The organism is Klebsiella sp. 2019SCSN059 (assembly GCF_021739525.1).
In the GTDB taxonomy this organism is placed as follows: Bacteria; Pseudomonadota; Gammaproteobacteria; order Enterobacterales; family Enterobacteriaceae; genus Klebsiella; species Klebsiella quasipneumoniae.
In genome coordinates, this window is record NZ_JAKKOM010000003.1 from 318,112 (window position 1) to 341,766 (window position 23,655).

The 23,655-nt window shown below is 59.7% G+C and carries 22 protein-coding genes and 2 tRNA genes; 14 read left to right on the forward strand and 10 right to left on the reverse strand.

The window, feature by feature from the left end; all coding sequences use genetic code 11:
* Positions 1 to 7 precede the first annotated feature (7 nt).
* A complete protein-coding gene (locus L2I46_RS06130; RefSeq protein ID WP_023290781.1) occupies positions 8 to 724 on the reverse strand; it encodes an IclR family transcriptional regulator in 717 nt (238 codons plus the stop codon).
* A 166-nt stretch (positions 725 to 890) separates the two neighbouring features.
* Between L2I46_RS06130 and L2I46_RS06135 the strand changes: the two genes are divergently transcribed.
* Both L2I46_RS06135 and L2I46_RS06140 read left to right on the forward strand, forming a co-directional pair.
* On the forward strand, positions 891 to 1,586 hold the full coding sequence (locus L2I46_RS06135; RefSeq protein WP_032453868.1) for a diguanylate cyclase: 696 nt from the start codon (positions 891 to 893) through the stop codon (positions 1,584 to 1,586).
* Positions 1,583 to 2,530, forward strand: a complete 948-nt coding sequence (locus L2I46_RS06140) for a hydroxyacid dehydrogenase (protein WP_117136203.1) — start codon at positions 1,583 to 1,585, stop codon at positions 2,528 to 2,530. Before L2I46_RS06135 ends, L2I46_RS06140 begins: the two co-directional genes overlap by 4 nt.
* A gap of 1,404 nt (positions 2,531 to 3,934) precedes the next feature.
* Here L2I46_RS06140 and norW read toward each other — a convergent pair.
* Both norW and norV read right to left on the reverse strand, forming a co-directional pair.
* Complete coding sequence (gene norW, locus L2I46_RS06145) at positions 3,935 to 5,071, reverse strand: NADH:flavorubredoxin reductase NorW (protein ID WP_236947621.1); 1,137 nt, start codon at positions 5,069 to 5,071, stop codon at positions 3,935 to 3,937.
* Entirely contained in the window at positions 5,068 to 6,516 is a 1,449-nt protein-coding gene (gene norV, locus L2I46_RS06150; protein ID WP_023290776.1) for an anaerobic nitric oxide reductase flavorubredoxin, read from the reverse strand. The genes norW and norV overlap by 4 nt, the downstream gene beginning before the upstream one ends.
* A 187-nt stretch (positions 6,517 to 6,703) precedes the next feature.
* Here norV and norR point away from each other — a divergent pair, with 187 nt between their 5' ends.
* Positions 6,704 to 8,254 (forward strand): nitric oxide reductase transcriptional regulator NorR, encoded by a 1,551-nt coding sequence (norR, locus tag L2I46_RS06155; RefSeq protein WP_048335079.1) that lies wholly within the window; start codon positions 6,704 to 6,706, stop codon positions 8,252 to 8,254.
* Here norR and gutQ read toward each other — a convergent pair.
* The 7 genes from gutQ to srlA form a co-directional block, all read right to left on the reverse strand.
* Positions 8,217 to 9,182 (reverse strand): arabinose-5-phosphate isomerase GutQ, encoded by a 966-nt coding sequence (gene gutQ, locus L2I46_RS06160; RefSeq protein WP_032453823.1) that lies wholly within the window; start codon positions 9,180 to 9,182, stop codon positions 8,217 to 8,219. The two genes, norR and gutQ, sit on opposite strands and share 38 nt — an antisense overlap.
* Positions 9,175 to 9,948 (reverse strand): glucitol operon DNA-binding transcriptional repressor SrlR, encoded by a 774-nt coding sequence (gene srlR, locus L2I46_RS06165; protein WP_004205671.1) that lies wholly within the window; start codon positions 9,946 to 9,948, stop codon positions 9,175 to 9,177. The genes gutQ and srlR overlap by 8 nt, the downstream gene beginning before the upstream one ends.
* 66 nt (positions 9,949 to 10,014) lie before the next feature.
* Positions 10,015 to 10,374 (reverse strand): transcriptional regulator GutM, encoded by a 360-nt coding sequence (gene gutM / locus L2I46_RS06170; protein WP_023290773.1) that lies wholly within the window; start codon positions 10,372 to 10,374, stop codon positions 10,015 to 10,017.
* 157 nt (positions 10,375 to 10,531) lie between these two features.
* Positions 10,532 to 11,311, reverse strand: a complete 780-nt coding sequence (gene srlD, locus L2I46_RS06175; RefSeq protein ID WP_002914815.1) for a sorbitol-6-phosphate dehydrogenase — start codon at positions 11,309 to 11,311, stop codon at positions 10,532 to 10,534.
* A 12-nt stretch (positions 11,312 to 11,323) separates the two neighbouring features.
* Positions 11,324 to 11,686, reverse strand: coding sequence for a PTS glucitol/sorbitol transporter subunit IIA (gene srlB, locus L2I46_RS06180; protein ID WP_117129169.1), 363 nt, complete (start codon positions 11,684 to 11,686; stop codon positions 11,324 to 11,326).
* A 13-nt stretch (positions 11,687 to 11,699) separates the two neighbouring features.
* Positions 11,700 to 12,680: a PTS glucitol/sorbitol transporter subunit IIB gene (gene srlE, locus L2I46_RS06185; RefSeq protein WP_032453820.1), complete on the reverse strand. Its 981-nt coding sequence runs from the start codon at positions 12,678 to 12,680 to the stop codon at positions 11,700 to 11,702.
* The gene (srlA, locus tag L2I46_RS06190) at positions 12,677 to 13,240 is read right to left on the reverse strand and encodes a PTS glucitol/sorbitol transporter subunit IIC (RefSeq protein WP_004205677.1); all 564 of its coding nucleotides are present in this window, start codon (positions 13,238 to 13,240) and stop codon (positions 12,677 to 12,679) included. The genes srlE and srlA overlap by 4 nt, the downstream gene beginning before the upstream one ends.
* Positions 13,241 to 13,517: 277 nt before the next feature.
* Here srlA and mltB point away from each other — a divergent pair, with 277 nt between their 5' ends.
* The 11 genes from mltB to L2I46_RS06245 all read left to right on the forward strand — a co-directional run bounded on the left by mltB (position 13,518) and on the right by L2I46_RS06245 (position 23,653).
* Positions 13,518 to 14,597 carry a lytic murein transglycosylase B gene (mltB, locus tag L2I46_RS06195; RefSeq protein ID WP_023290770.1) on the forward strand — a complete coding sequence of 360 codons (1,080 nt, stop codon included), beginning with the start codon at positions 13,518 to 13,520 and terminating at the stop codon, positions 14,595 to 14,597.
* Positions 14,598 to 14,921: 324 nt separating this feature from the next.
* Positions 14,922 to 15,632, forward strand: coding sequence for a metal ABC transporter ATP-binding protein (locus L2I46_RS06200; RefSeq protein ID WP_072413489.1), 711 nt, complete (start codon positions 14,922 to 14,924; stop codon positions 15,630 to 15,632).
* A complete protein-coding gene (locus tag L2I46_RS06205) occupies positions 15,629 to 16,492 on the forward strand; it encodes a metal ABC transporter permease (RefSeq protein ID WP_023290767.1) in 864 nt (287 codons plus the stop codon). The genes L2I46_RS06200 and L2I46_RS06205 overlap by 4 nt, the downstream gene beginning before the upstream one ends.
* 7 nt (positions 16,493 to 16,499) lie before the next feature.
* Complete coding sequence (locus L2I46_RS06210) at positions 16,500 to 17,378, forward strand: metal ABC transporter substrate-binding protein (protein WP_032453816.1); 879 nt, start codon at positions 16,500 to 16,502, stop codon at positions 17,376 to 17,378.
* Positions 17,379 to 17,516: 138 nt separating this feature from the next.
* Entirely contained in the window at positions 17,517 to 18,014 is a 498-nt protein-coding gene (gene pncC, locus L2I46_RS06215) for a nicotinamide-nucleotide amidase (protein ID WP_032453814.1), read from the forward strand.
* A gap of 90 nt (positions 18,015 to 18,104) precedes the next feature.
* On the forward strand, positions 18,105 to 19,163 hold the full coding sequence (gene recA, locus L2I46_RS06220; RefSeq protein WP_004205686.1) for a recombinase RecA: 1,059 nt from the start codon (positions 18,105 to 18,107) through the stop codon (positions 19,161 to 19,163).
* 70 nt (positions 19,164 to 19,233) lie between these two features.
* Positions 19,234 to 19,734, forward strand: coding sequence for a recombination regulator RecX (gene recX / locus L2I46_RS06225; RefSeq protein WP_023290764.1), 501 nt, complete (start codon positions 19,234 to 19,236; stop codon positions 19,732 to 19,734).
* Positions 19,735 to 19,984: 250 nt separating this feature from the next.
* A complete protein-coding gene (gene alaS, locus L2I46_RS06230; RefSeq protein ID WP_236947622.1) occupies positions 19,985 to 22,612 on the forward strand; it encodes an alanine--tRNA ligase in 2,628 nt (875 codons plus the stop codon).
* Between the two features lie 363 nt (positions 22,613 to 22,975).
* Positions 22,976 to 23,161, forward strand: a complete 186-nt coding sequence (gene csrA / locus L2I46_RS06235) for a carbon storage regulator CsrA (protein ID WP_000906486.1) — start codon at positions 22,976 to 22,978, stop codon at positions 23,159 to 23,161.
* Positions 23,162 to 23,482: 321 nt separating this feature from the next.
* A tRNA-Ser gene (locus L2I46_RS06240) sits at positions 23,483 to 23,575 on the forward strand.
* A gap of 4 nt (positions 23,576 to 23,579) precedes the next feature.
* Positions 23,580 to 23,653, forward strand: a tRNA-Arg gene (locus L2I46_RS06245).
* The last annotated feature ends 2 nt before the right edge of the window (positions 23,654 to 23,655 follow it).

The following is a 23,655-nucleotide window of genomic DNA, read 5'->3' on the forward strand; positions in this document are numbered from 1 at the left end:
GCAAAGCTTACTCTTTCACACCGTAAAACGTTTCGCAGAATGTCTTGCTGGCGCCTAGCTTGAGCGACAGGCGGTTGGCCGTCTCCTGCATGAGCTGGCTGATGCCGCTCGCTTTACGATCTTCCGTCAGACGCGATGCCGGCCCGGTCAGGGCCAGCGCCGCGATCAGTTTATCGTGAACGCCAAACACTGGCATGGCGAAGGCCGCGGTGTGCGGGTCGCGCGCGCCGGAGGTATAGAACGGCAGCGTCGGTTCGTCTTCCGGCAACGATTCACCCAATCCCCAGCGGCGTAAAACCTTACTGATAGCGGAACCATCCAGCGGGAACTGGCTGCCAGGCAGGTTGCTGTGGCGCAATCCCTGGGAGGCTTCGGCGCGGAACAGACACAGGCGTTGTCCGCCCTCAATCACATACCAGCTTGCGCTTTCGCTGGAGGCCTGTGACAGCGCCTGCAATTCCGGCTGTACCACTCTGGCAAGTTCAAATGATTGCTCATAGAGCTTGCCAAGATAGAGCAGACGGTGGCCGAGCGTATAGGTGCCATCGTCGTGCCGGATGATGTAGTTCATTCGCTCAAGCGAATTCATCAGGCGATAAACGGTTGTTTTGTGATATCCCGAAAGCTGGGCCAGCTCCGTTAACGTCAGACTGTCATTACCGGGACGGAAGCAATCAAGCAAAGCCAGCGCCTTTTCAACGGCAATTACGCCTTCATTCCCCATCATGTTCTCCTTTTTGCCGAACAAAATTGTACCTGAATTTTGTGAGTAACTTCGTGTTTACATCACAAACAACTTCGCAACACTGGCGAAAAGCGAAGCAATGCACGTATGGTTGTTTTATATAGTACACATGAGTTGTATCTAGTAAAACAAATGGAGAGTCACCATGCCTGCTTCGCAACAGAAACTCATCAATTTTGCTATTGCGCGTGTTACCGCGGAAGAAGTCCGTCAGGCCGCCGAATTTCAGGCCGCCATTCTGGCTGACGTGGCCGGACGCCGTGGCACATTACATGGCCGCATCAAGCCGCTGGCGCCGCATATGGCGGTCGCCGGGCCGGCGATTACCGTCGAGGTCCGCCCGGGGGATAACCTGGCTATTCACGCCGCAATGGCCGTCGCTAAACCTGGCGATGTATTAGTGATCGACGGGAAAGGCGATCTCTCCTGCGCGCTGCTGGGGGAGATCATGGCCACGCAGGCGCAGGCCAGCGGTATCGCCGGGATCGTTATCGATGGCGCCGTTCGCGATGCGGAGACCTTAAGCAAACAACGCTTCCCGGTGTTCGCTGCCGGCCTGAACCCGTGCGGCCCGACCAAGTTCATTCCTGGCCGGGTCAATCATGCCATTTCGGTCGGCGGCGCCGCGGTGCAGGCGGGGGACTTAGTGGTCGGGGATATTGACGGCGTGGTCGTTATCCCACGCGAGGAAGTCCGCACCATCATCGAACTGGCGAAAGGCAAACTGGAGATGGAAGCAAAACGTCTGGTTGCTATCCGCGATGGCGATCTACGTCCGCACTGGCTGGAGGGCGCCCTGCGTCAGGCGGGGATGCTGAGCGAAGGGGAGACGCTGCCATGAGTGCTAAAAACGTGGTACTGATTACCGGCAGCGATTTGGCTGACGCGGCGCTGGGGATGCTGGAAGATTACGAACTTGTCTTTGCCGGCCGCCAGCCTACAGAGGCCCAGCTGATCGCTTTGTGCCAGCAGCACAATCCCGTCGCGATCCTGGTGCGCTATGGCCACATTACTGCCGCCGTTATGGATGCGGCCCCGGCATTGAAGGTGATTGCCAAACATGGCAGCGGCATTGATGTTATTGACGTCGAGGCGGCTGCCGCGCGCGGCATTCTGGTTCGCGCAGCGATCGGGGCGAATGCCGCCGCGGTGTCCGAACATACCTGGGCATTAATTTTGGCCTGTGCTAAGTCGGTCATTCCGCTCGACCGCCGCCTGCGTGAAGGGCACTGGGATAAATCCACGCATAAATCGCTTGAGCTTGAGGGCAGAACGCTGGGACTCATCGGCCTGGGCGCCATTGGCAGCCGGGTGGCGAAGATTGCCTGTGCCTTTGGTATGAAGGTTCTGGCTTACGATCCCTATGCGAAAGCGGTCCCGCCGGGATGTGAACGTGTTGCTGAACTTAACGATCTGCTCATGCAGGCCGATGTGCTGTCCCTTCATTGCCCCTTGACGCAACAAAACAGGGGAATGATCAATGCCGCCACGCTGGCGCAGTGTAAGCCGGGCGCCATCCTGGTCAATACCGCGCGCGGCGGGTTGATTGACGATGCGGCGCTGGCCGCGGCATTAAAAGCGGGGACCTTGCGCTGGGCGGCGCTCGACAGCTTTAACAGTGAACCATTAACCACGCCCCACATCTGGCAGGCGATCGATAATGTGATTCTGTCTCCGCATGTGGGCGGCGTAAGCGATGCCTCTTACGTGAAAATGGGGATCGCTGCCGCGGCCAATATTCTGCAGGCGCTGCAGGAGTCGGCTCAGACAGAAACAACGTATTAAGTGTTAATCGAACCTGCGCTTCCGGTTAATTATTTTGCCCTGATGAGCTTACGGGCGGCATCCGCAGGTCGGGTAAGCGTAGCGCCACCCGGCAAACTAACCGTGCAACAGGGCTGCCTTGGAGGTGAGCTATGCTCGCCCGGCGGCGCTGCGCTTGCGCGGGCCTACCGTATCTGGGCTTACGGGCTACATCCGTAGGCCGGGTAAGCGTAGCGCCAGCCGGCAAAATGGCGGCGTAACAGGGATGCGTGTGTTGCAGATACGGTTATTGGATTGCCATTTTCTCACTCCGGCAAAAAGCGTCTGTCGCGTGTGATTTCAGCGTACATTGCGCTCCCGGTTAATCTTCTGCGTTATGCCTGGCATGGCGCAGGGAGCGCACAGGGGGCGGCCAGTCGCCGCCGCCCCCTGTACCCCCGGGCTCCGGCCAGCAAAATCGCCGCTACGCGGTACCTTCGACTTATCCCTGCAGGCTTCGGGTCGGGCCGAGGCAGCGTCCGTGCAAAACACGGCCCTCAGCCCGCATCCATGCGGGCTGCCCCGGCCTTCCGGGAACGTCTCAGCGATTTTGAGGCCGCCAGCACAGGCAGTTTCAGTCGCGCAAGTGGGTAAATCAACGACAGGTCGCACGAACCCTCCAGGCCGGGTAAGGCGCAGCCGCCACCCGGCAAACTAACCGTGCAACAGGGTTACCAGGGAGGTAATGAACGCTTGCCCGACGGCGCTGCGCTTGCGCGGGCCTACCGTATCTGGGCTTACGGGCTACATCCGTAGGCCGGGTAAGCGTAGCGCCACCCGGCAAACTAACCGTGCAACAGGGTTACCTGGGAGGTAATGAACGCTTGCCCGGCGGCGCTGCGCTTGCGCGGGCCTACCGTATCTGAGCTTACGGGCTACATCCGTAGGCCGGGTAAGCGTAGCGCCACCCGGCAAACTGGCGGCGCAACAGGGATGCGTGTATTGCAGATACGGTTATTGGATTGCCATTTTCTCACTCCGGCAAAAAGCGTCTGTCGCGTGTGATTTCAGCGTACATTGCGCTCCCGGTTAATCTTCTGCGTTATGCCTGGCATGGCGCAGGGAGCGCACAGGGGGCGGCCAGTCGCCGCCGCCCCCTGTACCCCCGGGCTCCGGCCAGCAAAATCGCCGCTACGCGGTCCCTTCGACTTATCCCTGCAGGCTTCGGGTCGGGCCGAGGCAGCGTCCGTGCAAAACACGGCCCTCAGCCCGCATCCATGCGGGCTGCCCCGGCCTTCCGGGAACGTCTCAGCGATTTTGAGGCCGTCAGCACCGGCAGTTTCAGCAACCATGGTGAATATATTAACGACAGGTCGCACGATCCGTAGGCCGGGTAAGCGTAGCGCCACCCGGCAAACTAACGGCAAAACAGGGCTGCCTGGAAGGTCATTCACTCACCAGTTGTTTGAGCAGCGCGAAGGCGTCTTTCATCTTGTCTTCGCTGACCACAAAGGCGCGCAGTTGATTCGCCGCATCCAGCCCTTTCGCCACCAGCCCCTCTTTGGCGGCCACGATGTTCCACGTCAGATCCTCGCGGCGGGTGTCGCCGGCCAGATGCAGCGGCAGATCCGGGGTCTTCACCTTCACCAGCATTGGCGGCAGCTTGAGTTCGCCCGCCTGCGCCAGCAGGTTTTTACTCAGGCACATGGCGCTGAGCAAAATCGGCTGCAGGAACGGCAGTACCGTACCGTTGATTTCCGCACAGTCGCCGAGGGCGTAAATCGCCGGGTCGCTGGTTTGCAGCTGGCTATTGACCACCACGCCGCGGTTAATCTGCAGTCCGGTGTGGCGCGCCAGCGAGGTTTCCGGGAGCAGGCCGGCGGCGGCCACCACCGCATCGACGGTTATCGCGCGCTGGCGGTCGAGACTGACGCGGATGCCGTCGGCGGTGTGTTCAAGCCTTTCCAGCTGCGTTTTTAACATCAGATGGACGCCCATCCCGGTGAGGCGATGCTGCAGACGGCTGCTGACCTCCGGCGGCATCAGCGCCGCCAGCACGCTGGCGGCATTATCGACCACCGTTACCGCTTTACCGGCGCGACAGAAATCCATCGCCAGCTCGCAGCCAATCAGGCCGCCGCCGACGATCAGCACCCGCCTGGCGTCGCGGAGCTGGCTCTGCGCCGCGCCATATTCGCGCTGGCTGTTCAGCGTTAGCATCAGCTCGCGGCCCGGCACCGGGGGGATAAACGGCGTGGCGCCGGTGGCCAGCACCAGTTTGTCGTAGCGCCACTGCTTATCCAGGCTTTTCACCCGATGGTTTTCAGCGTCGATATCGCTCACCCAGGTATGGGGAAACAAGCGCAGGTGGTACTGTTCGGCGAACTCGCCGGCGCTTTGCAGAGTCAGATCGTCGGCGTGCTGTCCGCGGCTGATGACGTGGCTGAGATCGGGCTTGTTATACTCATCCATGCTGTCGGCGGCGATGAGGGTCAGCGGGATCTCGGCATCCTGCTTACGAATATTTTTCACCAGCTGGCGGGCCGCGAAGCCCGAGCCGATGATGACGATGCCATCACTCATTTTGCCTCCGTCGCCAGAACATCAAACACATCTTTACCCAGCGAACATTCAGGGCAGAGGAAGTTATCCGGCACGTCGCTCCACGGCGTACCCGGCTGCACATCCTGGTTAGGTTCGCCTTTCGCCGGGTCATACACCCACTGGCAGACGCTGCACTGCATCATGGGACCGAGATCGGCGGCCGCGGCGGCGGCACAGGCGCACTCCTGTTGTTCCGGCGTGACTGTCGCTTCAGCAACCGGCAGTGGAGCGAGCGCCCACTGGCGGGCGATGTCGCGCCCGTGTTGGCGGCACAGTTCGAGCGCGTCGATATCCGGGCGCCATTTGGCCTTCAGACTCAGGGACATTTCAAACCCGGCATCCTGCAGGCGAGTGGACAGGCGGTCTACCGCGCCGCCGCTCCAGCCGTGGGAGCCAAAGGCGCTGGCGCGTTTGTTGCGAAAACGCAGCCCGGTCATCTCTTCCACCAGCCCGGCAATTTTCGGCATCATGACGTTGTTCATGGTGGAGGTGCCCACCAGCACGCCTTTTGAGCGGAAAACGTTGGTCAGAATGTCGTTTTTGTCGCTGCGGGCGACGTTAAAGATTTTCACCGCCACCCGTGGGTCGACCTCGGTGATCCCCTGGGCAATGGCGTCCGCCATCATGCGGGTGTTGTTGGACATGGTGTCGTAGAAAATCGTGATGCGATCTTCCTGATAATCCGCCGCCCATTCGAGGTATTTCTCGACGATTTGCGTCGGGTTATCGCGCCAGACCACGCCGTGGGAGGTGGCAATCATCGCTACCGGCAGGTTGAAGCCGAGAATTTCGTTAATTTTCGGCGTCACCAGGCGGCTGAAGGGCGTCAGGATGTTGGCGTAGTAGCGCTGGCACTGTTCGTACAGTTCAGTCTGGTCCACTTCATCGTTGAACAGATGTTCGTCGCAGTAGTGCTGGCCGAAGGCGTCATTGCTGAACAGCACCGCGTCGCCGGTCAGGTAAGTCATCATGCTGTCCGGCCAGTGCAGCATTGGCGTTTCCACGAAGATCAGCTGCTTACCGTTGCCGATATCGAGGGTATCGCCCGTTTTCACCACGTGGAAGTTCCACTCCGGATGGTGGTGGTGGCCGTTGATGGAGTCGATGGCGTTGGCGGTGCAGTAGATCGGCGTATCCGGGATCTGCATCATCAGCTCAGTCAACGCGCCGGCGTGGTCCTCTTCGGCGTGGTTAATAACGATGTAGTCGAGGTCGGCGAGGTCGATTTCGCGGCGCAGATTCTGCACGAACTCGCGGCTGAATTTATGATCGACGGTATCGATCAGCACGTTTTTCTCTTCGCGGATGAGATAGCTGTTATAGCTGCTGCCGCGCAGCGTTTTATATTCGGTGCCGTGGAAATCACGCACTTCCCAGTCACGTTGGCCAACCCAAAGAATGTTATTTTTCACCACAATAGACATAGCAACCTCAATTAATACAGTGTGTTCAAAGTCAGTTGATTGATGTATTACAAGTTGCGTGCCAGTTTTTTAACTTATTGAATAAAAGCATTTTTTAAATTTTCATGATTTTAGTTGCTGTCAAAATGACAATGATTAAAATAGTCGCTATGACTATTTTGGCTGTCAAAATGACAATGGAGCGATGATGAGTTTTTCCGTCGAGGCGCTGGCGAGAATCGCCATTGATTTACAAAGCGATATCGGCCACGTCGACCGCTTTTCGCGCCTGATCGCCACCCTGCGGCAGATCCTTGGCTGCGACGCCTCGGCGCTGCTGCGCTATGAGGCCCATCAGTTTGTGCCGCTGGCGATCGATGGTCTGGCGCAGGATGTGCTTGGCCGGCGCTTTGCACTGGATGGGCATCCGCGGCTGGAGGCTATCGCCCGCGCCGGCGATGTGGTGCGCTTCCCGGCGGACAGCGACCTGCCGGACCCCTATGACGGCCTGATCCCCGGCCAGGAGAGCCTCAAGGTTCACGCCTGCGTGGGGTTGCCGCTGTTTGCCGGGCAAACGCTGATCGGCGCGCTAACTCTTGACGGCATGGATGCCGACCGCTTCGACAGCTTCAGCGATGAAGAGCTGCGACTGATTGCCGCGCTGGTGGCCGGGGCGCTGAATAACGCGCTGCTTATCGCCCGCCTTGAAGCGCAAAACGTCCTGCCCGCGCAGGTGGTGAATTACCCGCAGCCGGAGCGTCAGGAGATCATCGGCCTGTCGGCGCCGATGCTGCAGCTGAAAAAAGAGATCGAGATTGTCGCCGCCTCGGATTTGAACGTGCTGATCAGCGGCGAAACGGGGACCGGTAAGGAGCTGGTGGCGAAGGCGGTGCATCAGGGATCGCCGCGAGCGGCTAACCCGCTGGTGTACCTCAACTGCGCGGCGCTGCCGGAGAGCGTGGCGGAGAGCGAGCTGTTCGGTCACGTGAAAGGGGCGTTTACCGGGGCTATCAGCAACCGTAGCGGCAAATTTGAGATGGCCGATAACGGCACGCTGTTCCTCGACGAAATCGGCGAGCTGTCGCTGGCGCTGCAGGCGAAGCTGCTGCGCGTCCTGCAGTATGGCGATATTCAGCGTGTCGGCGATGACCGCAGCCTGCGGGTCGATGTGCGGGTGCTGGCGGCCACCAACCGCGATCTGCGCCAGGAGGTGGTGGAAGGGCGCTTTCGCGCCGACCTCTATCACCGGCTGAGCGTCTTCCCGCTGTCGGTTCCGGCGCTGCGCGAGCGGGAAAATGACGTGGTGCTGCTGGCTGGCTATTTTTGCGAGCAGTGCCGCCTGCGGATGGGGCTGGCGCGGGTAATTTTAAGTGAGGCAACGCGAAACAGGCTGCAGCAGTGGTCGTGGCCGGGCAACGTGCGCGAACTGGAGCATGCCATTCACCGCGCGGTGGTGCTGGCGCGGGCTACTCAGGCTGGCGATGACATAGTACTGGAGCCGCAGCATTTCGAGTTTACGGCGACTGCGCCGACGTTGCCGACCGAGGCGGCGGCAGCGGCGCCGGCAATGGGCAACGTGAATCTGCGCGAAGCCACGGATAATTTCCAGCGCGAGGCGATTGCCCGCGCGCTGGCGGCACATCAGGGCAACTGGGCGGCGACCGCCCGCGCGCTGGAACTCGACGTCGCCAACCTGCACCGGCTGGCGAAACGTCTGGGGCTTAAAGGATCCCGGCCTGGTAAAAGTTCTGCAGGTTGATGGCGCCGACCAGTTGGCCGTTTTCATCGACTACCGGCGCGGCGCTGATTTTGTGCTTCATCAGCCGCTCTTTGGCTTCCACCGCGCGGCTCTCCGCCTGTAGCGTCACGCCGTTGCGGGTCATCGCCTGCGCGACGCCGTCGTTTAAGGTGCCGCCGCCCACCAGCCAGCGGCGCAGGTCGCCGTCGGTGAAGACCCCCTGCACGCGGTTGGCCTCATCGCAGACCGCCACCAGGCCGAGCCCTGTGCGGCTTAGCTCGAGCATTGCGTTCATGACGTTGGCGTCCGTGCCGACGCGCGGCACTTCGTCGTCGCGGCGCATCAGGTGATGCACTTTGTTCAGCAGACGCGCGCCGAGCGCCCCTGCCGGGTGGGAGCGGGCAAAATCCTCTTCATTGAAGCCGCGGGCCTGCATGACCGCCATCGCCAGCGCATCGCCAAGCATCAGGGTGTTGACGGTGCTGGAGGTCGGCGCCAGGTGCATCGGACAGGCCTCTCGCTCGACGGCGATATCCAGCACCGCTTTCGCCGCCAGCGCCAGCGGCGAGGTGGATTTGCCGGTCATCGCCAGCAGCGGGATACCTTTTTCCTCCAGCCGCGGCACGATCAGATCCAGCTCTTTCGCGCTGCCGGAGTAGGAGATAAACAGCATCACGTCGCGGCCGTCGAGCATGCCAAGATCGCCGTGCAGCGCTTCCGCCGGATGGACAAAAAAGGCCGGGGTGCCGGTGCTGGCGAAAGTCGCCGCCAGCTTTTTGCCGATATGACCGGATTTACCGATACCGGAGACAATCAGTTTGCCCTCGCAGTGGATGATGGTTTCCGCCGCGCGGATGAAGTCGTCGCCCAGGCGTTCCGGCAGGCGGCTCGCCTCCTGTAGCTCCAGCATCAGGGTCTGGCGTCCGGCCTCTAACAAAAAGTTACTCATGATGTTCTCCAGTAATGATGACTTCTATGCCTTTGGCTTCCAGCGCCCGCTGGAATGCGGGGTCAATATCGGCATCGGTAATCAATTTATCCACGCGCTCCAGGCCGCAGACGATATTGGGGCTTTTACGGCCAAACTTTGACGAGTCGGCCATCAGGATCACTTCGCGGGCGGCGTTGCACATCGCCTTGCTGACGGTATACACCTCATTGAAGGTGGTGACGCCGGCGTTCAGATCGATGCCGTCGGTGCCCATAAACAGCTTGTCGAAACTGAACTGTTCGAAGGCGTTTTCCGCCAGCTGGCCGTGAAAGGAGGCCGATTTTTTGCGGAAGGTGCCGCCGGGCATCAGGATAGTCTGTTCATTATCCAGTTCGGCAAGGGCGTTGACGATATGCAGGCTGTTGGTCATCACCGTGATGTTATTGAAGCGGCTGAGCAGTGGGACCATCTGCAGCACCGTGCTGCCGGCATCAAGGATGAGGGAGTCGCCATCATGAATAAAGCGCACCGCCGCTTCGGCGATGCGCGCTTTCTTATGGGTGTTGATCAGCGTTTTATGATCGATCGGCGGATCGGCTTCATCTTTGTTGAGTACCACGCCACCGTAGGTGCGAATGACGGTGCCGGCGTTTTCCAGCGTGACCAGATCCTTGCGGATGGTGGTGCCGGTAGTATCGAAGTGTTGCGCCAGCTCTTCGACCGAGCATTTTCCCTGCGACTGCAGGAACTCGAGAATGGCTGCCTGGCGCTGACGTGGTTTCATAGGCGTCTATCCTGCGTTTAAGTTTCGAAGTGATAATTTCGCAAGATATTTACTTTTACAACGAAATTATCCATGTTTCGGATTAAGCGCTAATGATAGTGCATTCTGACAGCGCGGATCATGGGGAAAGATCACATCAGGCTGCAATTCCCCGATATGTTTGCCGTCCAGCGCGGGGATTTTTTGCGGTCGGGCGAAAATGGTGAAGCCTTTCATCAGCAGCGTGTCGCAAATGCGGTTGTCATCATCAACGGCGATAGCGACGATGGCGCGCGGTTGAAAGCGCCCGGCGGAGCGGCCGACCCCCACCCGACCCTGCTGGCACAGGCTGTCGAAGGCGCGATTGAAGCGGCGGATCTGCCAGCCGCCGAAGGCCAGTTGGGTAAGCCAGGCGATGGCGGCGACGGTGATGAGTGCGGTAACCATAGGTGTCTCCTTAAGGGGGCCGGGAACAACCCGGGTCGCGGCGCGAGCGCCTAACCCGAGCGACCCGCGGTGCCGTATTTTTGTCGGGTGGCGGCTAACGCCTTACCCGACCTACCGTTTTGTAGCCCGGATAAGCGCGGCGCCATCCGGGAGCCCTTTAAAACATCACCTGGCCGCCGGTAACGTTGATCGACTGACCGGTGCAGTACGACGCCTGCGGGCTGGCGTAAAACATCAGGACGTTCAGCACATCCTGATATTCGCAACCGCGCTTCAGGGGCACCTTGTCGATGTAGTACTGCTCGACCTCGCTCTCATCGATACCGAGCTTGGTGGCGTACTGCGGCAGCAGCGACTGGAACATCGGCGACTTCAGCAGATTGCCGAGCATCAGTGAGTGTACGGTAATGCCGTACTCCGCCAGATCCAGCGCCAGCGACTGGGTCAGGCCGACGCCGCCGAACTTCGCCGCGCTGTAGCCGGAGTTGTGCTTGCTGCCCACTTTGCCGGATTTCGAGTTGATCTGAATGATGCGTCCCTTAATGCCGTCGCGGATCATCAGCCGGGAAAACTCGCGGGCGCAGAGGAAGTAGCCCACCAGATTGACCTGCAGCGAGCGGTCGAAATCCCCCAGCGCAAAGTCGCTAATAAACGCCGCTTTAGCGATGCCGGCGCTGTACACCAGCAGGTCGACACGCGAGAAAATCTCATCCACTCCGTGGGCCAGCGCGGTGACGCTGGCCTCGCTGGTGGCGTCGGCGCCGAAGCCATACGCCATGCCTTCGCCATATTCAGCGTTAATCTCCTGGGCGACGCGGCTGGCTTTTTCGCTCTGAATATCGACCACCGCCACGCGGTAGCCCTCGGCGGCCAGCCCGCGGCACAGAAACTCTCCTAAGGTTTGTCCACCGCCAATGACAACAGCAACCTGATTCATCTTTCTCTCCTGTTAAGCAACAAATTTCAGTACGCAGCCGGTGGCGATGCCTTCCGGCACCGGGCCCGCGACGTGCACGGTTCCGGGGAATTCCGCTTCGCGGTGACCATCAAAGCGCAGCGTGATATGGCCCAGCTCGCGCAGGTTTTGTTCGGCGACCTCGCCGACGGCGGTCACCGGGTAGCGCAGCTCGCCAAGCAGCAGCTCTGCGCCCGGCTGCAGCGCGCCGGCAAGCTCGCCGTGGTTGTGAATAAAGCAGTACTCTTCGATATCGGCAGGGGCGCCTTCGCGGAAGGTGATCAGCATCTGCTCCTCCAGCGCCATCGTCGCGCTGGCGCCGATATGGGTAATGGTGGTCTGGTAAATCACGGTCATCTTCAGGCACCTCTTATTGATAAATAAATCCGGAAACGAACCACGCGATCAGCACCGTTGGCGCGCCGGTCAGGAAGCGGCTGACCAGCACCGACGGCACGCCGACGCGCACGGTATCCTGGCGGGCTTCAGCCAGCGACAGGCCTACCGGGATAAAATCGCAGGCGGCCTGGGCGTTAATGGCGAACAGCGCCGGCAGGGCGAGGTGCGGGGGAATATTGCCGAGGCCGATCTGAACGCCGATCAGTACGCCAATCACCTGGGCGATAACCGCGCCGGGGCCGAGAAACGGCGACAGCAGCGGGAAGGAGCAGATCAGCGCCAGGGTCACCAGACCCAGCGGATGGCTGGCCAGCGGCGCCAGGCCATGAGCGATCCAGTCGCCGATGCCGGAGGCCATGATGATGCCGATCAGCGCCGAGACGAAGGCCATAAACGGCAGAATGGTCTTCAGCACCGTATCGATGGTGTCGCGCCCGGCCTGGAACAGCACCGCCACCACCGAGCCCATCCCCATCCCGACCTTCGCCAGCAGGCCATCGCTCTGTTCAGTGATCTTTTTGCTGGCGTCGTAATCGCGACCCGCGCGGTTGTTCTCCGCCGGCGGCTCGGGAGCTACCGCGCTGTCGGTCGCGATGCGCTGAATGTTCTCCTCTTTGACGCCGGAGACGTAGATATCTTCTGTGATGTACTGGGCCAGCGGCCCCGATTTGCCGGTGGCATGGATATTCACCGTCGGGATGCGACGCTTGGGGTAGAGCCCGCAGCGCAGGGTGCCTCCGCAGTCGATAATCGCCACGCCGATGTCGCTTTCCGCCGGTTCGCCCTCTTTAAAACCGTCCACCGCCTGCCAGCCGGTCAGGCTGGCGATGCGGTCAACGATCGCCGGGCGGGTGCCGGCGGTGATATAGACGATCTTTTTGCCCTCGACGACGTCGAGCTCAAGGGGGCCGCCCCAGCCGCCGGTACCTTTCTCAATACGAATCCGGGTCATGATGTCGCTCCTGACAGATGCACTTTCTGAGCCAGCTGAATCGCCATTTTTCGTTCGAAAATCGAGGTGGTCAGGTCGGTGACCCAGCCGCGGAAGAAGTTGGTCACCAGCCCGACCAGCAGATAGCTCACCGCCAGCGGCCCAAGCGGCAGGCCGAGGGTGGTGAGGCCGTTGGCGATGCCGAGATAGACGAACAGCTCGCCGGGGTTGATATGCGGAAACAGGCCGTTCATCGAGTGGCAGCTGTAGGACGCCGCCGCGTAATAGCTGGGCTTGTACTTCTCTGGCATAAAGCGGCCCAGGCTCAGGGTCATCGGGTTACAAAACACAAAGGTGCCGATGCAGGGCAACAGCAGGTAGCGGGAGATCGGGTTCCCGGCGCAGCGCTGCGCCAGTTTTTCGATCCGCTGCTGGCCGATAAAGTTGATCAGCGCGTTCATGATCACCAGCAGACTGATCAGCAAGGGGAGGATCCCGGTCACCATTCCGGTAAATACCTCGCCGCCTTTCTGAAACAGGCCGATAAACCACTCTGCGCCGTGGGTCACGACGTCAATCATTGTTCTCTCCTTCAGCATGTTATTTTTCTTGCTAACTGCAGGCTGATTTTAATCACTTTGAAAGGTTTTAAAGTGTTAAATAGATCGCAAAATGAAAGATAAATATTTTATTTCGAAAGATTGGCGCTGAGAGGATGAAATCACGAGGCGCATGACAGCATCCAGGAAGGGGGGCGGTGAAGGACTATTTTGTCTACAAACAGATTGTCGCTTTCTTGTTGGTCGTCGCATGCTTTACCATAATTATCCCTTGCTGAATTTGTTAAACGGAATTCCCATGTTGAAGCGTCGCTCTCTGGCTGTACTTCCCCTTTGTGTGCTCCTCGCTGCCTGCAGCAGCAAACCCAAGACTCCCGCGGAAACGGAGATGGCGAGTGGAACCGGCGGCTTTTTGCTGGAACCGCAGCATAACGTGATGCAGATGGGCGGCGACTTCGCCAACAACCCGGCAGCGGCGCAGTTCATCGATAAGATGGTGGCGAAGCACGGCTTCGACAGGCAGCAGCTGCAGGAGATCCTGTCGCAGGCGAAGCGTCTGGACTACGTTCTGCGGCTGATGGATCGTCAGGCGCCGACCGGCCTGCCGCCGACCGGGCCGACCGGCGCCTGGCTGCGCTACAAGAAACAGTTTATTACCCCGGATAACGTGCAGAACGGCGTGGTGTTCTGGAATCAGTATCAGGACGCGCTCAACCGCGCTTATCAGGTCTACGGCGTACCGCCGGAAATCATTGTCGGCATTATCGGCGTGGAGACCCGTTGGGGCCGGGTGATGGGCAAAACCCGCATCCTCGACGCGCTGGCGACCCTGTCGTTTAACTATCCGCGCCGTGCAGAATACTTCTCCTCCGAGCTGGAAACCTTCCTGCTGATGGCGCGCAGCGAAAGCGACGACCCGCTGGATCTGAAAGGCTCTTTCGCCGGGGCGATGGGTTACGGCCAGTTTATGCCGTCCTCCTATAAGCAATACGCGGTGGACTTTAACGGCGACGGCCATATCAACCTGTGGGACCCGGTGGATGCGATCGGCAGCGTGGCCAACTACTTCAAACAGCACGGCTGGGTGAGCGGCGATCTGGTGGCGGTGCAGGCGCTGGGCCAGGCGCCGGGGCTGGAGAATGGTTTCAAAACCAAATACAGCGTTTCGCAGCTGTCGGCGGCGGGATTAACCCCGACCCAGCCGCTGGGCAACCATCAGCAGGCCAGCCTGCTGCGCCTGGACGTCGGCACCGGCTATGAGTACTGGTACGGGTTGCCGAACTTCTACACCATCACCCGCTACAACCACAGCACCCACTACGCCATGGCCGTCTGGCAGCTTGGCCTGGCGGTTTCTCAGGCCCGCGGCGGTTATTAATACTGTCATCCGGCTGACCGCTCCCGAGCCTCCCCGGATAGCGGCGCGTAACGCCTTATCCGGGCTACGGTCTGTTATCCGGTTGGCAGCCCCGGTAAGCGCAGCGCGACCGGGGACTTCTCGTTTATCCTCCTGCTTTTTCCCGTTTGCCTGCCGCTTGTCGACCTTTGTTACATTTCCGCTCACCGACGCTGATTTACAATCTTATTTCGCCTCTGTATTGTTATGTTATAACATTTAATAGAGGTGGGATATGTTCACATCGGTTTTTATGGCATCCGGCGCGGCGCGCCTGGCCATCGCGGGAACGCTGCTGGCGGCGCTATGGCTGGCGACCTGGTGGGCGGTGACGCTGCCATGATTGAACTGGAACAACTGGTAACCGGCTATGGCGGGGTGGCGATCACCCCGCCGCTGAGCGGGATGATATGCCCCGGCAGCCTGACGGCAATCGTTGGCCTCAATGGCTGCGGAAAATCGACCCTGCTGAAAACCCTCGCCGGGTTTCTTCCGCCGGTCAGTGGCTGTCTGCGCTGGCAGGGAAAGCGGCCGGTGATTGGCTGGCTGGCGCAGCGCCATGCCCTCGAGTCGCAGTTTCCTCTCAACGTGCAGGATGTGGTGAGCCAGGGCGCATGGCCCGGCGTGTCGCTGCTGCGCGGTCTGGGCGGCGATACCCGGCGACGCATCGGCGCGGCGCTGGAGCGGGTCGGGCTGGCGAGCCTGGCGAAAACCCCGATCGAAGCGCTCTCCGGCGGTCAGTTTCAGCGCATGCTGTTTGCCCGGGTGCTGGTGCAGCAGGCGCCGCTGGTGATGCTCGACGAGCCCTTCACCGGCATTGATGAAGCGACCAGTCGCGAACTGATGGATTTGATCCTCGACATGCACCGGCAGGGGCAGACCATCCTGGCGGTGCTGCATGATAACCAGCGGGTAGCCGACTTTTTCCCGGAGACGCTGCTGCTGACCCCCCGGCGCGCCTGCTGGGGCGCCACCCGGGCGGTTCTCCCGGCCTTCAGCCAGGCGAGGTCGGCATGATCTGGCACACCTTCTTTCAGCCTTTTATTGAATTCGGCTTTATGCGCCGGGCGCTGGTGGTCTGTCTGGCGCTGTCGCTAAGCACCACCATGCTGGGCGTCTTCCTGCTGCTGCGGCGCATGAGCCTGATGGGCGACGCGCTGTCGCACGCCATTCTCCCCGGCGTGGCGGTGGGCTATCTGCTGAGCGGCATGTCGCTGCTGGCCATGACCCTGGGCGGCTTTGTCGCCGGCATCGCGGTCGCGCTGGTGGCGGGATGGGTGAGCCGGCGGACGCCGTTAAAAGAGGACGCCAGCTTTGCCGGATTTTATCTGGGATCGCTGGCGCTGGGCGTCACCCTGGTGTCGCTGCGCGGCTCCAGCGTCGACCTGCTGCATCTGCTGTTTGGCTCCATTCTGGCGGTGGACCGTGACGCGGCGCTGTTTGTCAGCGGCGTCGCCAGCCTGACGCTGCTGTGCATCGCGCTGTGCTACCGCGGTCTGGTCAGCGAGGCGTTCGACAGCGCCTGGCTGCAGGTGAATCACCGCCGGCTGCCCGCGCTGCTGCATGGGCTTTTTCTGGCGCTGCTGGTGCTTAACCTGGTGGCGGGGTTTCAGGTCCTCGGCACGCTGATGGCGGTAGGGGTGATGATGCTGCCGGCGGTCGCCGCGCGCTGCTGGGCGCGAACGCTGCCGGGCATCCTGCTGCTGGCGGCGCTCTCCGGCGCGCTCTGCGCCTGGCTGGGTTTGAGTCTCTCCTGGGCGGCCAGTCTTCCCGCCGGGCCCGCCATCGTGCTGACCGCCAGCGCGCTGTTTTTTATTTCGCTGTTTTTTGGCACGCGCAGCCGACTGCTGGTCGGCTGGCGCAAATTGATGGGGTAAGGAAATGATGAAACGTAGTGCAATAGTGGTCGCGCTGGCCTTCGGCCTGATGGCGCAGGGGGCGATGGCGAAAACGCTGAATGTGGTAAGCAGTTTTTCGGTGCTGGGTGATATGGTGCAGCAGGTCGGCGGGGAGCATGTTCATGTGGACACCCTGGTCGGCCCGGATGGCGATCCGCACACCTTCGAGCCGTCGCCGAAGGACAGCGCGCTGCTCAGCAAGGCCGACGTGGTGGTGGTTAACGGTCTGGGACTGGAAGGGTGGCTGGATCGCCTGATTAAGGCCTCTGGTTTTAAGGGCGAGCTGGTGGTGGCGTCGAAGGGCGTCAAGACCCATACCCTCGATGAAGATGGCAAAACGGTGACCGATCCCCACGCCTGGAACAGCGCGGCGAACGGCGCGTTGTATGCGCAGAATATCCTCGATGGACTGGTGAAAGCCGACCCGGAAGATCAAGCGGCGCTGACGAACAGCGGCAAGCGTTATATCGAGCAACTGACGGCCCTCGACGGCTGGGCGAAAGGGCAGTTCAGCGCAATTCCGCAGGCAAAGCGCAAAGTTCTCACCAGCCATGACGCCTTCGGCTATTTTGGCCGCGCTTATCACGTGACCTTCCTCGCGCCGCAGGGGCTCTCTTCAGAGAGCGAGGCCAGCGCGGCGCAGGTGGCGGCGCTGATTAAGCAAATCAACGCGGACGGCGTCCATACCTGGTTTATGGAGAACCAGCTTGACCCGCGACTGGTGAAGCAGATCGCCAGCGCCACCGGCGCGCAGCCCGGCGGAGAACTCTATCCTGAGGCGCTCTCCGCCCCGGGGGGCGTCGCGGATAGCTATGTCAAAATGATGCGTCATAACGTGGCGCTGATCGCCGCCAGCATGAAGTAATCGTGCAATTTCTCATCCCGGCGCCGCCGGGATGATTCATTTTGGATGTCCCCTCGTAAATTCCACACCTCGTCCCCATATCTCTGTGGAAAGTGCTATCTTTGATGGCCTCTTTATCCGGAGCAAAGCGGGGCGATAATGACCGATTCAGAATTAATGCAGCTAAGCGAGAAGGTCGGCCGGGCGCTGAAGGCACAGGGCGCGACGGTGACCACGGCGGAATCCTGCACCGGCGGCTGGATAGCGAAAGCCATCACCGATATTGCCGGCAGCTCAGCGTGGTTTGAACGCGGTTTTGTGACCTACAGCAATGAGGCCAAATCGCAAATGATCGGCGTCAGCGAAGCGACGCTGCGGGACAACGGCGCGGTGAGCGAACCGGTGGTGGTGGAGATGGCGATCGGCGCGTTGCGCGCCGCGCGCGCGGACTATGCCATCTCGGTAAGCGGCGTCGCCGGGCCGGATGGCGGCAGCGACGAAAAGCCGGTCGGGACGGTGTGGTTTGGCGTCGCCAGCGTCAGCGGGCAAGGGGTGACGCGGCGGGAATGCTTTGCCGGAGACCGCGAAGCGGTGCGTCGTCAGGCGACGGCCTACGCGCTCAATCTGCTCTGGCAACAATTTCTACAAAAGACTTGATACTGTATGACTATACAGTATAATTGCCTCAACTGAACAAATATTAACGGCGAAGCGAACAGGCTTCACCCTGCATGATTAGGAGTAACAATGGCGATCGACGAAAACAAACAGAAAGCGTTGGCGGCTGCACTGGGCCAGATCGAAAAGCAATTCGGTAAAGGCTCCATCATGCGCCTGGGTGAAGACCGTTCTATGGACGTAGAAACCATCTCCACCGGCTCGCTTTCTCTGGATATCGCGCTGGGCGCCGGCGGTCTGCCAATGGGCCGTATCGTCGAGATCTACGGGCCGGAATCCTCCGGTAAAACCACCCTGACGCTGCAGGTTATCGCCGCAGCGCAGCGCGAAGGTAAAACCTGTGCGTTCATCGATGCGGAACACGCGCTGGATCCGGTCTATGCGCGCAAACTGGGCGTGGATATCGACAACCTGCTGTGTTCTCAGCCGGATACCGGCGAGCAGGCGCTGGAAATCTGTGACGCGCTGGCGCGCTCTGGCGCGGTTGACGTTATCGTCGTCGACTCCGTCGCGGCGCTGACGCCGAAAGCGGAAATCGAAGGCGAAATTGGCGACTCTCACATGGGCCTCGCGGCGCGTATGATGAGCCAGGCGATGCGTAAACTGGCGGGTAACCTGAAGCAGTCCAACACGCTGCTGATCTTTATCAACCAGATCCGTATGAAAATCGGCGTGATGTTCGGTAACCCGGAAACCACCACCGGCGGTAACGCGCTGAAGTTCTACGCCTCCGTGCGTCTGGATATCCGTCGTATCGGCGCGGTGAAAGAGGGCGATAACGTCGTCGGCAGCGAAACCCGCGTCAAAGTGGTGAAGAACAAGATTGCGGCGCCGTTCAAACAGGCTGAATTCCAGATCCTCTACGGCGAAGGCATCAACTTCTTCGGCGAGCTGGTTGACCTCGGCGTGAAAGAGAAGCTGATTGAGAAAGCGGGCGCCTGGTACAGCTACAACGGCGACAAAATTGGTCAGGGTAAAGCGAACGCTATCACCTGGCTGAAAGAGAACCCGGCGGCGGCGAAAGAGATTGAGAAGAAAGTGCGCGAACTGCTGCTCAACAACCAGGACTCTACGCCGGACTTCGCCGTTGACGGCAACGACGCAGAAGAAACGGAACAAGATTTCTGATATCGTCTAACAGAGTGATAAAGGGCTGCTTATGCGGCCCTTTTGCTTTTCTTAGATTATTGAGGTGCCTGTGACTGAACCTTCATCACGCCGATCCGGCTATGCTCGTCTGCTGGACCGCGCTATCCGTATCCTGGCGATGCGCGACCACAGCGAACAGGAGCTGCGGCGCAAACTGGCCGCTCCGGTGATGAGCAAAAACGGCCCCGAGGCGCTGGACGTCACCCCTGAAGAGCTGGAGCAGGTGGTGGCCTGGTGTATCGAAAACCGCTATCTCGACGATAATCGTTTTGTCGGCCAGTTCATCGCCAGCCGGAGCCGCAAAGGCTATGGCCCCGCGCGCATTCGTCAGGAGCTCAGCCAGAAAGGCATTGCGCGCCAGGCCGTTGAACAGGCGATGCGCGAATGCGATATCGACTGGGTGAGCCTTGCCAGGGCGCAGGCGCAGCGTAAATACGGTGAACCGTTACCATCCGCCTTTACTGAAAAAGTGAAAATCCAGCGATTCCTGCTGTACCGTGGCTACCTGATGGAAGATATCCAGGAAATCTGGCGAAATTTTGCAGATTGACCCATCCGGGATTTTACTTCGCCGTAAAGAAAACTTATCTTATTCCCACTTTATTCCGTCGGGCCGCTGGTTGTGACAGTGCAGGCAGCGTCCTGGGCGATTATTCCTTTACACAAAATCATTCAAGCTGCATCAGGGCGGCAAGAGAGACTATCTTCCGCAGCGCACGTCAGTTCGGTGCCGGAAGAGCAAGCGCAGCCAGGACAGAGGCGACTTGAAGGATGACGTGTAGCTTGATTTCAGGATAATTATGAGCAAGAGCACCGCTGAGATCCGTCAGGCGTTTCTCGACTTTTTCCATAGCAAGGGACATCAGGTAGTTGCCAGCAGCTCCCTGGTGCCGCACAACGATCCGACCCTGCTGTTTACCAACGCAGGGATGAACCAGTTCAAGGATGTCTTCCTTGGTCTCGACAAACGTAATTATTCGCGTGCGACCACCGCGCAGCGTTGCGTGCGTGCGGGTGGTAAACACAACGATCTGGAAAACGTCGGTTACACCGCGCGTCACCACACCTTCTTTGAAATGCTGGGCAACTTTAGCTTCGGCGACTACTTCAAGCAGGATGCCATCAAATACGCGTGGGAACTGCTGACCGGTGAGAACTGGTTCGCGCTGCCGAAAGAGAAGCTGTGGGTCACCGTTTACGAGACCGATGACGAAGCATTCGACATCTGGGCCAATGAAGTAGGCGTCCCGCGCGAGCGAATCATCCGCATCGGCGACAACAAAGGCGAGCCGTTTGCTTCAGACAACTTCTGGCAGATGGGCGACACCGGTCCGTGCGGCCCGTGCACCGAAATCTTCTTTGACCACGGCGATCACATCTGGGGCGGCCCTCCGGGAAGCCCGGAAGAAGACGGCGACCGCTACATTGAGATCTGGAACATCGTCTTCATGCAGTTCAACCGTCAGGCTGACGGCACCATGGAGCCGCTGCCGAAGCCGTCCGTCGACACCGGTATGGGCCTGGAGCGTATTGCCGCGGTGCTGCAGCACGTTAACTCCAACTATGACATCGACCTGTTCCGCGATCTGATCGCCAGCGTGGCGAAAGTCACCGGCGCCACCGATCTGACGAACAAGTCGCTGCGCGTAATCGCCGACCACATTCGCTCCTGCGCCTTCCTGATCGCTGATGGCGTTATCCCGTCGAATGAAAACCGCGGCTACGTGCTGCGTCGCATCATTCGCCGCGCGATCCGTCACGGCAACATGCTGGGCGCGAAGGACACTTTCTTCTGGAAACTGGTTGCCCCGCTGATTGCCGTGATGGGCTCCGCCGGCGAAGAGCTGAAGCAGCAGCAGGCTCAGGTTGAGCAGGTGCTGAAAACCGAAGAAGAGCAGTTCGCCCGCACTCTGGAGCGCGGACTGTCGCTGCTGGATGAAGAGCTGTCGAAGCTGAAAGGCGACACCCTGGATGGCGAAACCGCCTTCCGTCTGTACGACACCTACGGCTTCCCGGTCGACCTGACCGCGGACGTCTGCCGCGAGCGCAACATCAAGGTTGACGAAGCCGGCTTTGAGGCCGCCATGGAAGAGCAGCGCCGCCGCGCGCGCGAGTCCAGCGGTTTCGGCGCGGACTACAACGCGATGATCCGCGTTGACGGCGCCTCTGAATTTAAAGGTTACGATCGTCTGGAGCTGAACGGCAAAGTGACGGCGCTGTTTATCGACGGCAAAGCGGTGGATAGCGTCAGCGCGGGTCAGGAAGCCGTGGTGATCCTCGACCAGACCCCGTTCTATGCGGAGTCCGGCGGCCAGGTGGGCGATAAAGGCGAACTGAAAGGCGCGGGCTTCTCCTTCGCGGTCAGCGACACGCAGAAGTACGGCCAGGCCATTGGTCATATCGGTAAAGTCGCCAGCGGCTCCCTGAAAGTGGGCGACGCGGTGCAGGCCGATGTGGACGAGGCTCGCCGTCAGCGTATCCGTCTGAACCACTCCGCGACGCACCTGATGCACGCGGCGCTGCGCCAGGTGCTCGGCACCCATGTGGCGCAGAAAGGCTCGCTGGTCAACGATAAAGCGCTGCGCTTTGACTTCTCGCATTTCGAAGCGATGAAGCCGGAAGAGATTCGTGCAGTGGAAGATCTGGTCAACGCGCAGATCCGTCGTAACCTGGCTATCGAAACCAACATTATGGATATCGATGCCGCGCGCGCATCCGGCGCCATGGCGCTGTTCGGCGAGAAATACGATGACCGCGTCCGCGTGCTGCAGATGGGCGACTTCTCCACTGAACTGTGCGGCGGGACTCACGCGGCGCGTACCGGTGATATCGGCCTGTTCCGCATCACGTCTGAGTCCGGTACCGCCGCTGGCGTGCGCCGTATCGAAGCGGTGACCGGTGAGGGCGCGATAGCCATGCTGCACGCGCAGAGCGATCAGCTCAGCGATATCGCACAGCTGCTGAAGGGCGACAGCCACAATCTCGGCGAGAAAGTTCGCGCCGCGCTGGAGCGTACCCGTCAGCTGGAAAAAGAGCTGCAGCAGATGAAAGAGCAGGCTGCGGCGCAGGAGAGCGCAAACCTCTCCAGCAAAGCGGAAGAGATTAACGGCGTTAAGCTGCTGGTCAGCGAACTGGCCGGCGTGGAGCCGAAGATGCTGCGTACCATGGTTGACGACCTGAAGAACCAGCTGGGTTCGACGGTTGTGGTGTTGGCTACGGTCGCAGACGGTAAAGTTTCCCTGATTGCCGGTGTGTCTAAGGATGTGACAGATCGCGTGAAGGCTGGGGAGCTGGTTGGTATGGTCGCTCAGCAGGTGGGCGGTAAAGGGGGCGGTCGTCCGGATATGGCGCAGGCCGGTGGTACCGATGCGTCTGCTCTCCCTGCAGCGTTAGCCAGTGTGAAAGGCTGGGTCAGCGCAAAACTGTAATAACTATAAGCGCATATACCCTAAATAATTCGAGTTGCAGGAAGGCGGCGACGCAGCGAATCCCCGGGAGCTTACTCAAGTAAGTGACTGGGGGGAGCGAGGAAAGCCAACACACATGCAACCTGAAGTATGACGGGTATAGGTGCCGTAACCTCAGGGAAATGGCACCTTGCGCGAGAAACACCGATAACGATAAAGTCGGGTTGAAATTGTGTATATCGGCTAAACTTAGGTTTAACAGAATGTGATGCCATGACTGCTTATACCGCAAGGTATTTGTCATCGCTTACTTTTTGGCGTTATATGATGGATAATGCCGGGATACGAGAGACCCGACTCTTTTAATCTTTCAAGGAGCAAAGAATGCTGATTCTGACTCGTCGAGTTGGTGAGACCCTCATGATTGGAGATGAGGTCACTGTGACAGTTTTAGGGGTGAAGGGTAACCAGGTTCGTATTGGCGTAAACGCCCCTAAAGAAGTATCTGTTCACCGTGAAGAGATCTACCAGCGTATTCAGGCTGAAAAATCCCAGCAGTCCAGTTACTAAGGTTTCCGCGCCTCGCTGTTCAGTGAGGCGCATCACTTACCGCCGCTTTTTCTCTTTTTCTGTTTTTTCCCCTGTGCCATACCGCTTTTCATCACCCTTTGCTGCTTTGGTCGTTTGGCGTTATGCCTGCGTCAGGGCTGATTTCCTGTTGATAAATTGCCCTTTTTGCCGTTTTTGCACGCGAATTGCGTGCGAAGTGTGCAAACGAAAAAAGGTCTCGAAAAAGTGTTTGACTTATAAGTACCAGAAAGTAATATGTGCGCCATCGCAGCGACGAAGAGCAGAAACAAGTTCTTCGAAGCACTCGAAAGAGGCGTGTGTGGTGAGGTGGCCGAGAGGCTGAAGGCGCTCCCCTGCTAAGGGAGTATGCGGTCAAAAGCTGCATCCGGGGTTCGAATCCCCGCCTCACCGCCATTTTGCATCCGTAGCTCAGCTGGATAGAGTACTCGGCTACGAACCGAGCGGTCGGAGGTTCGAATCCTCCCGGATGCACC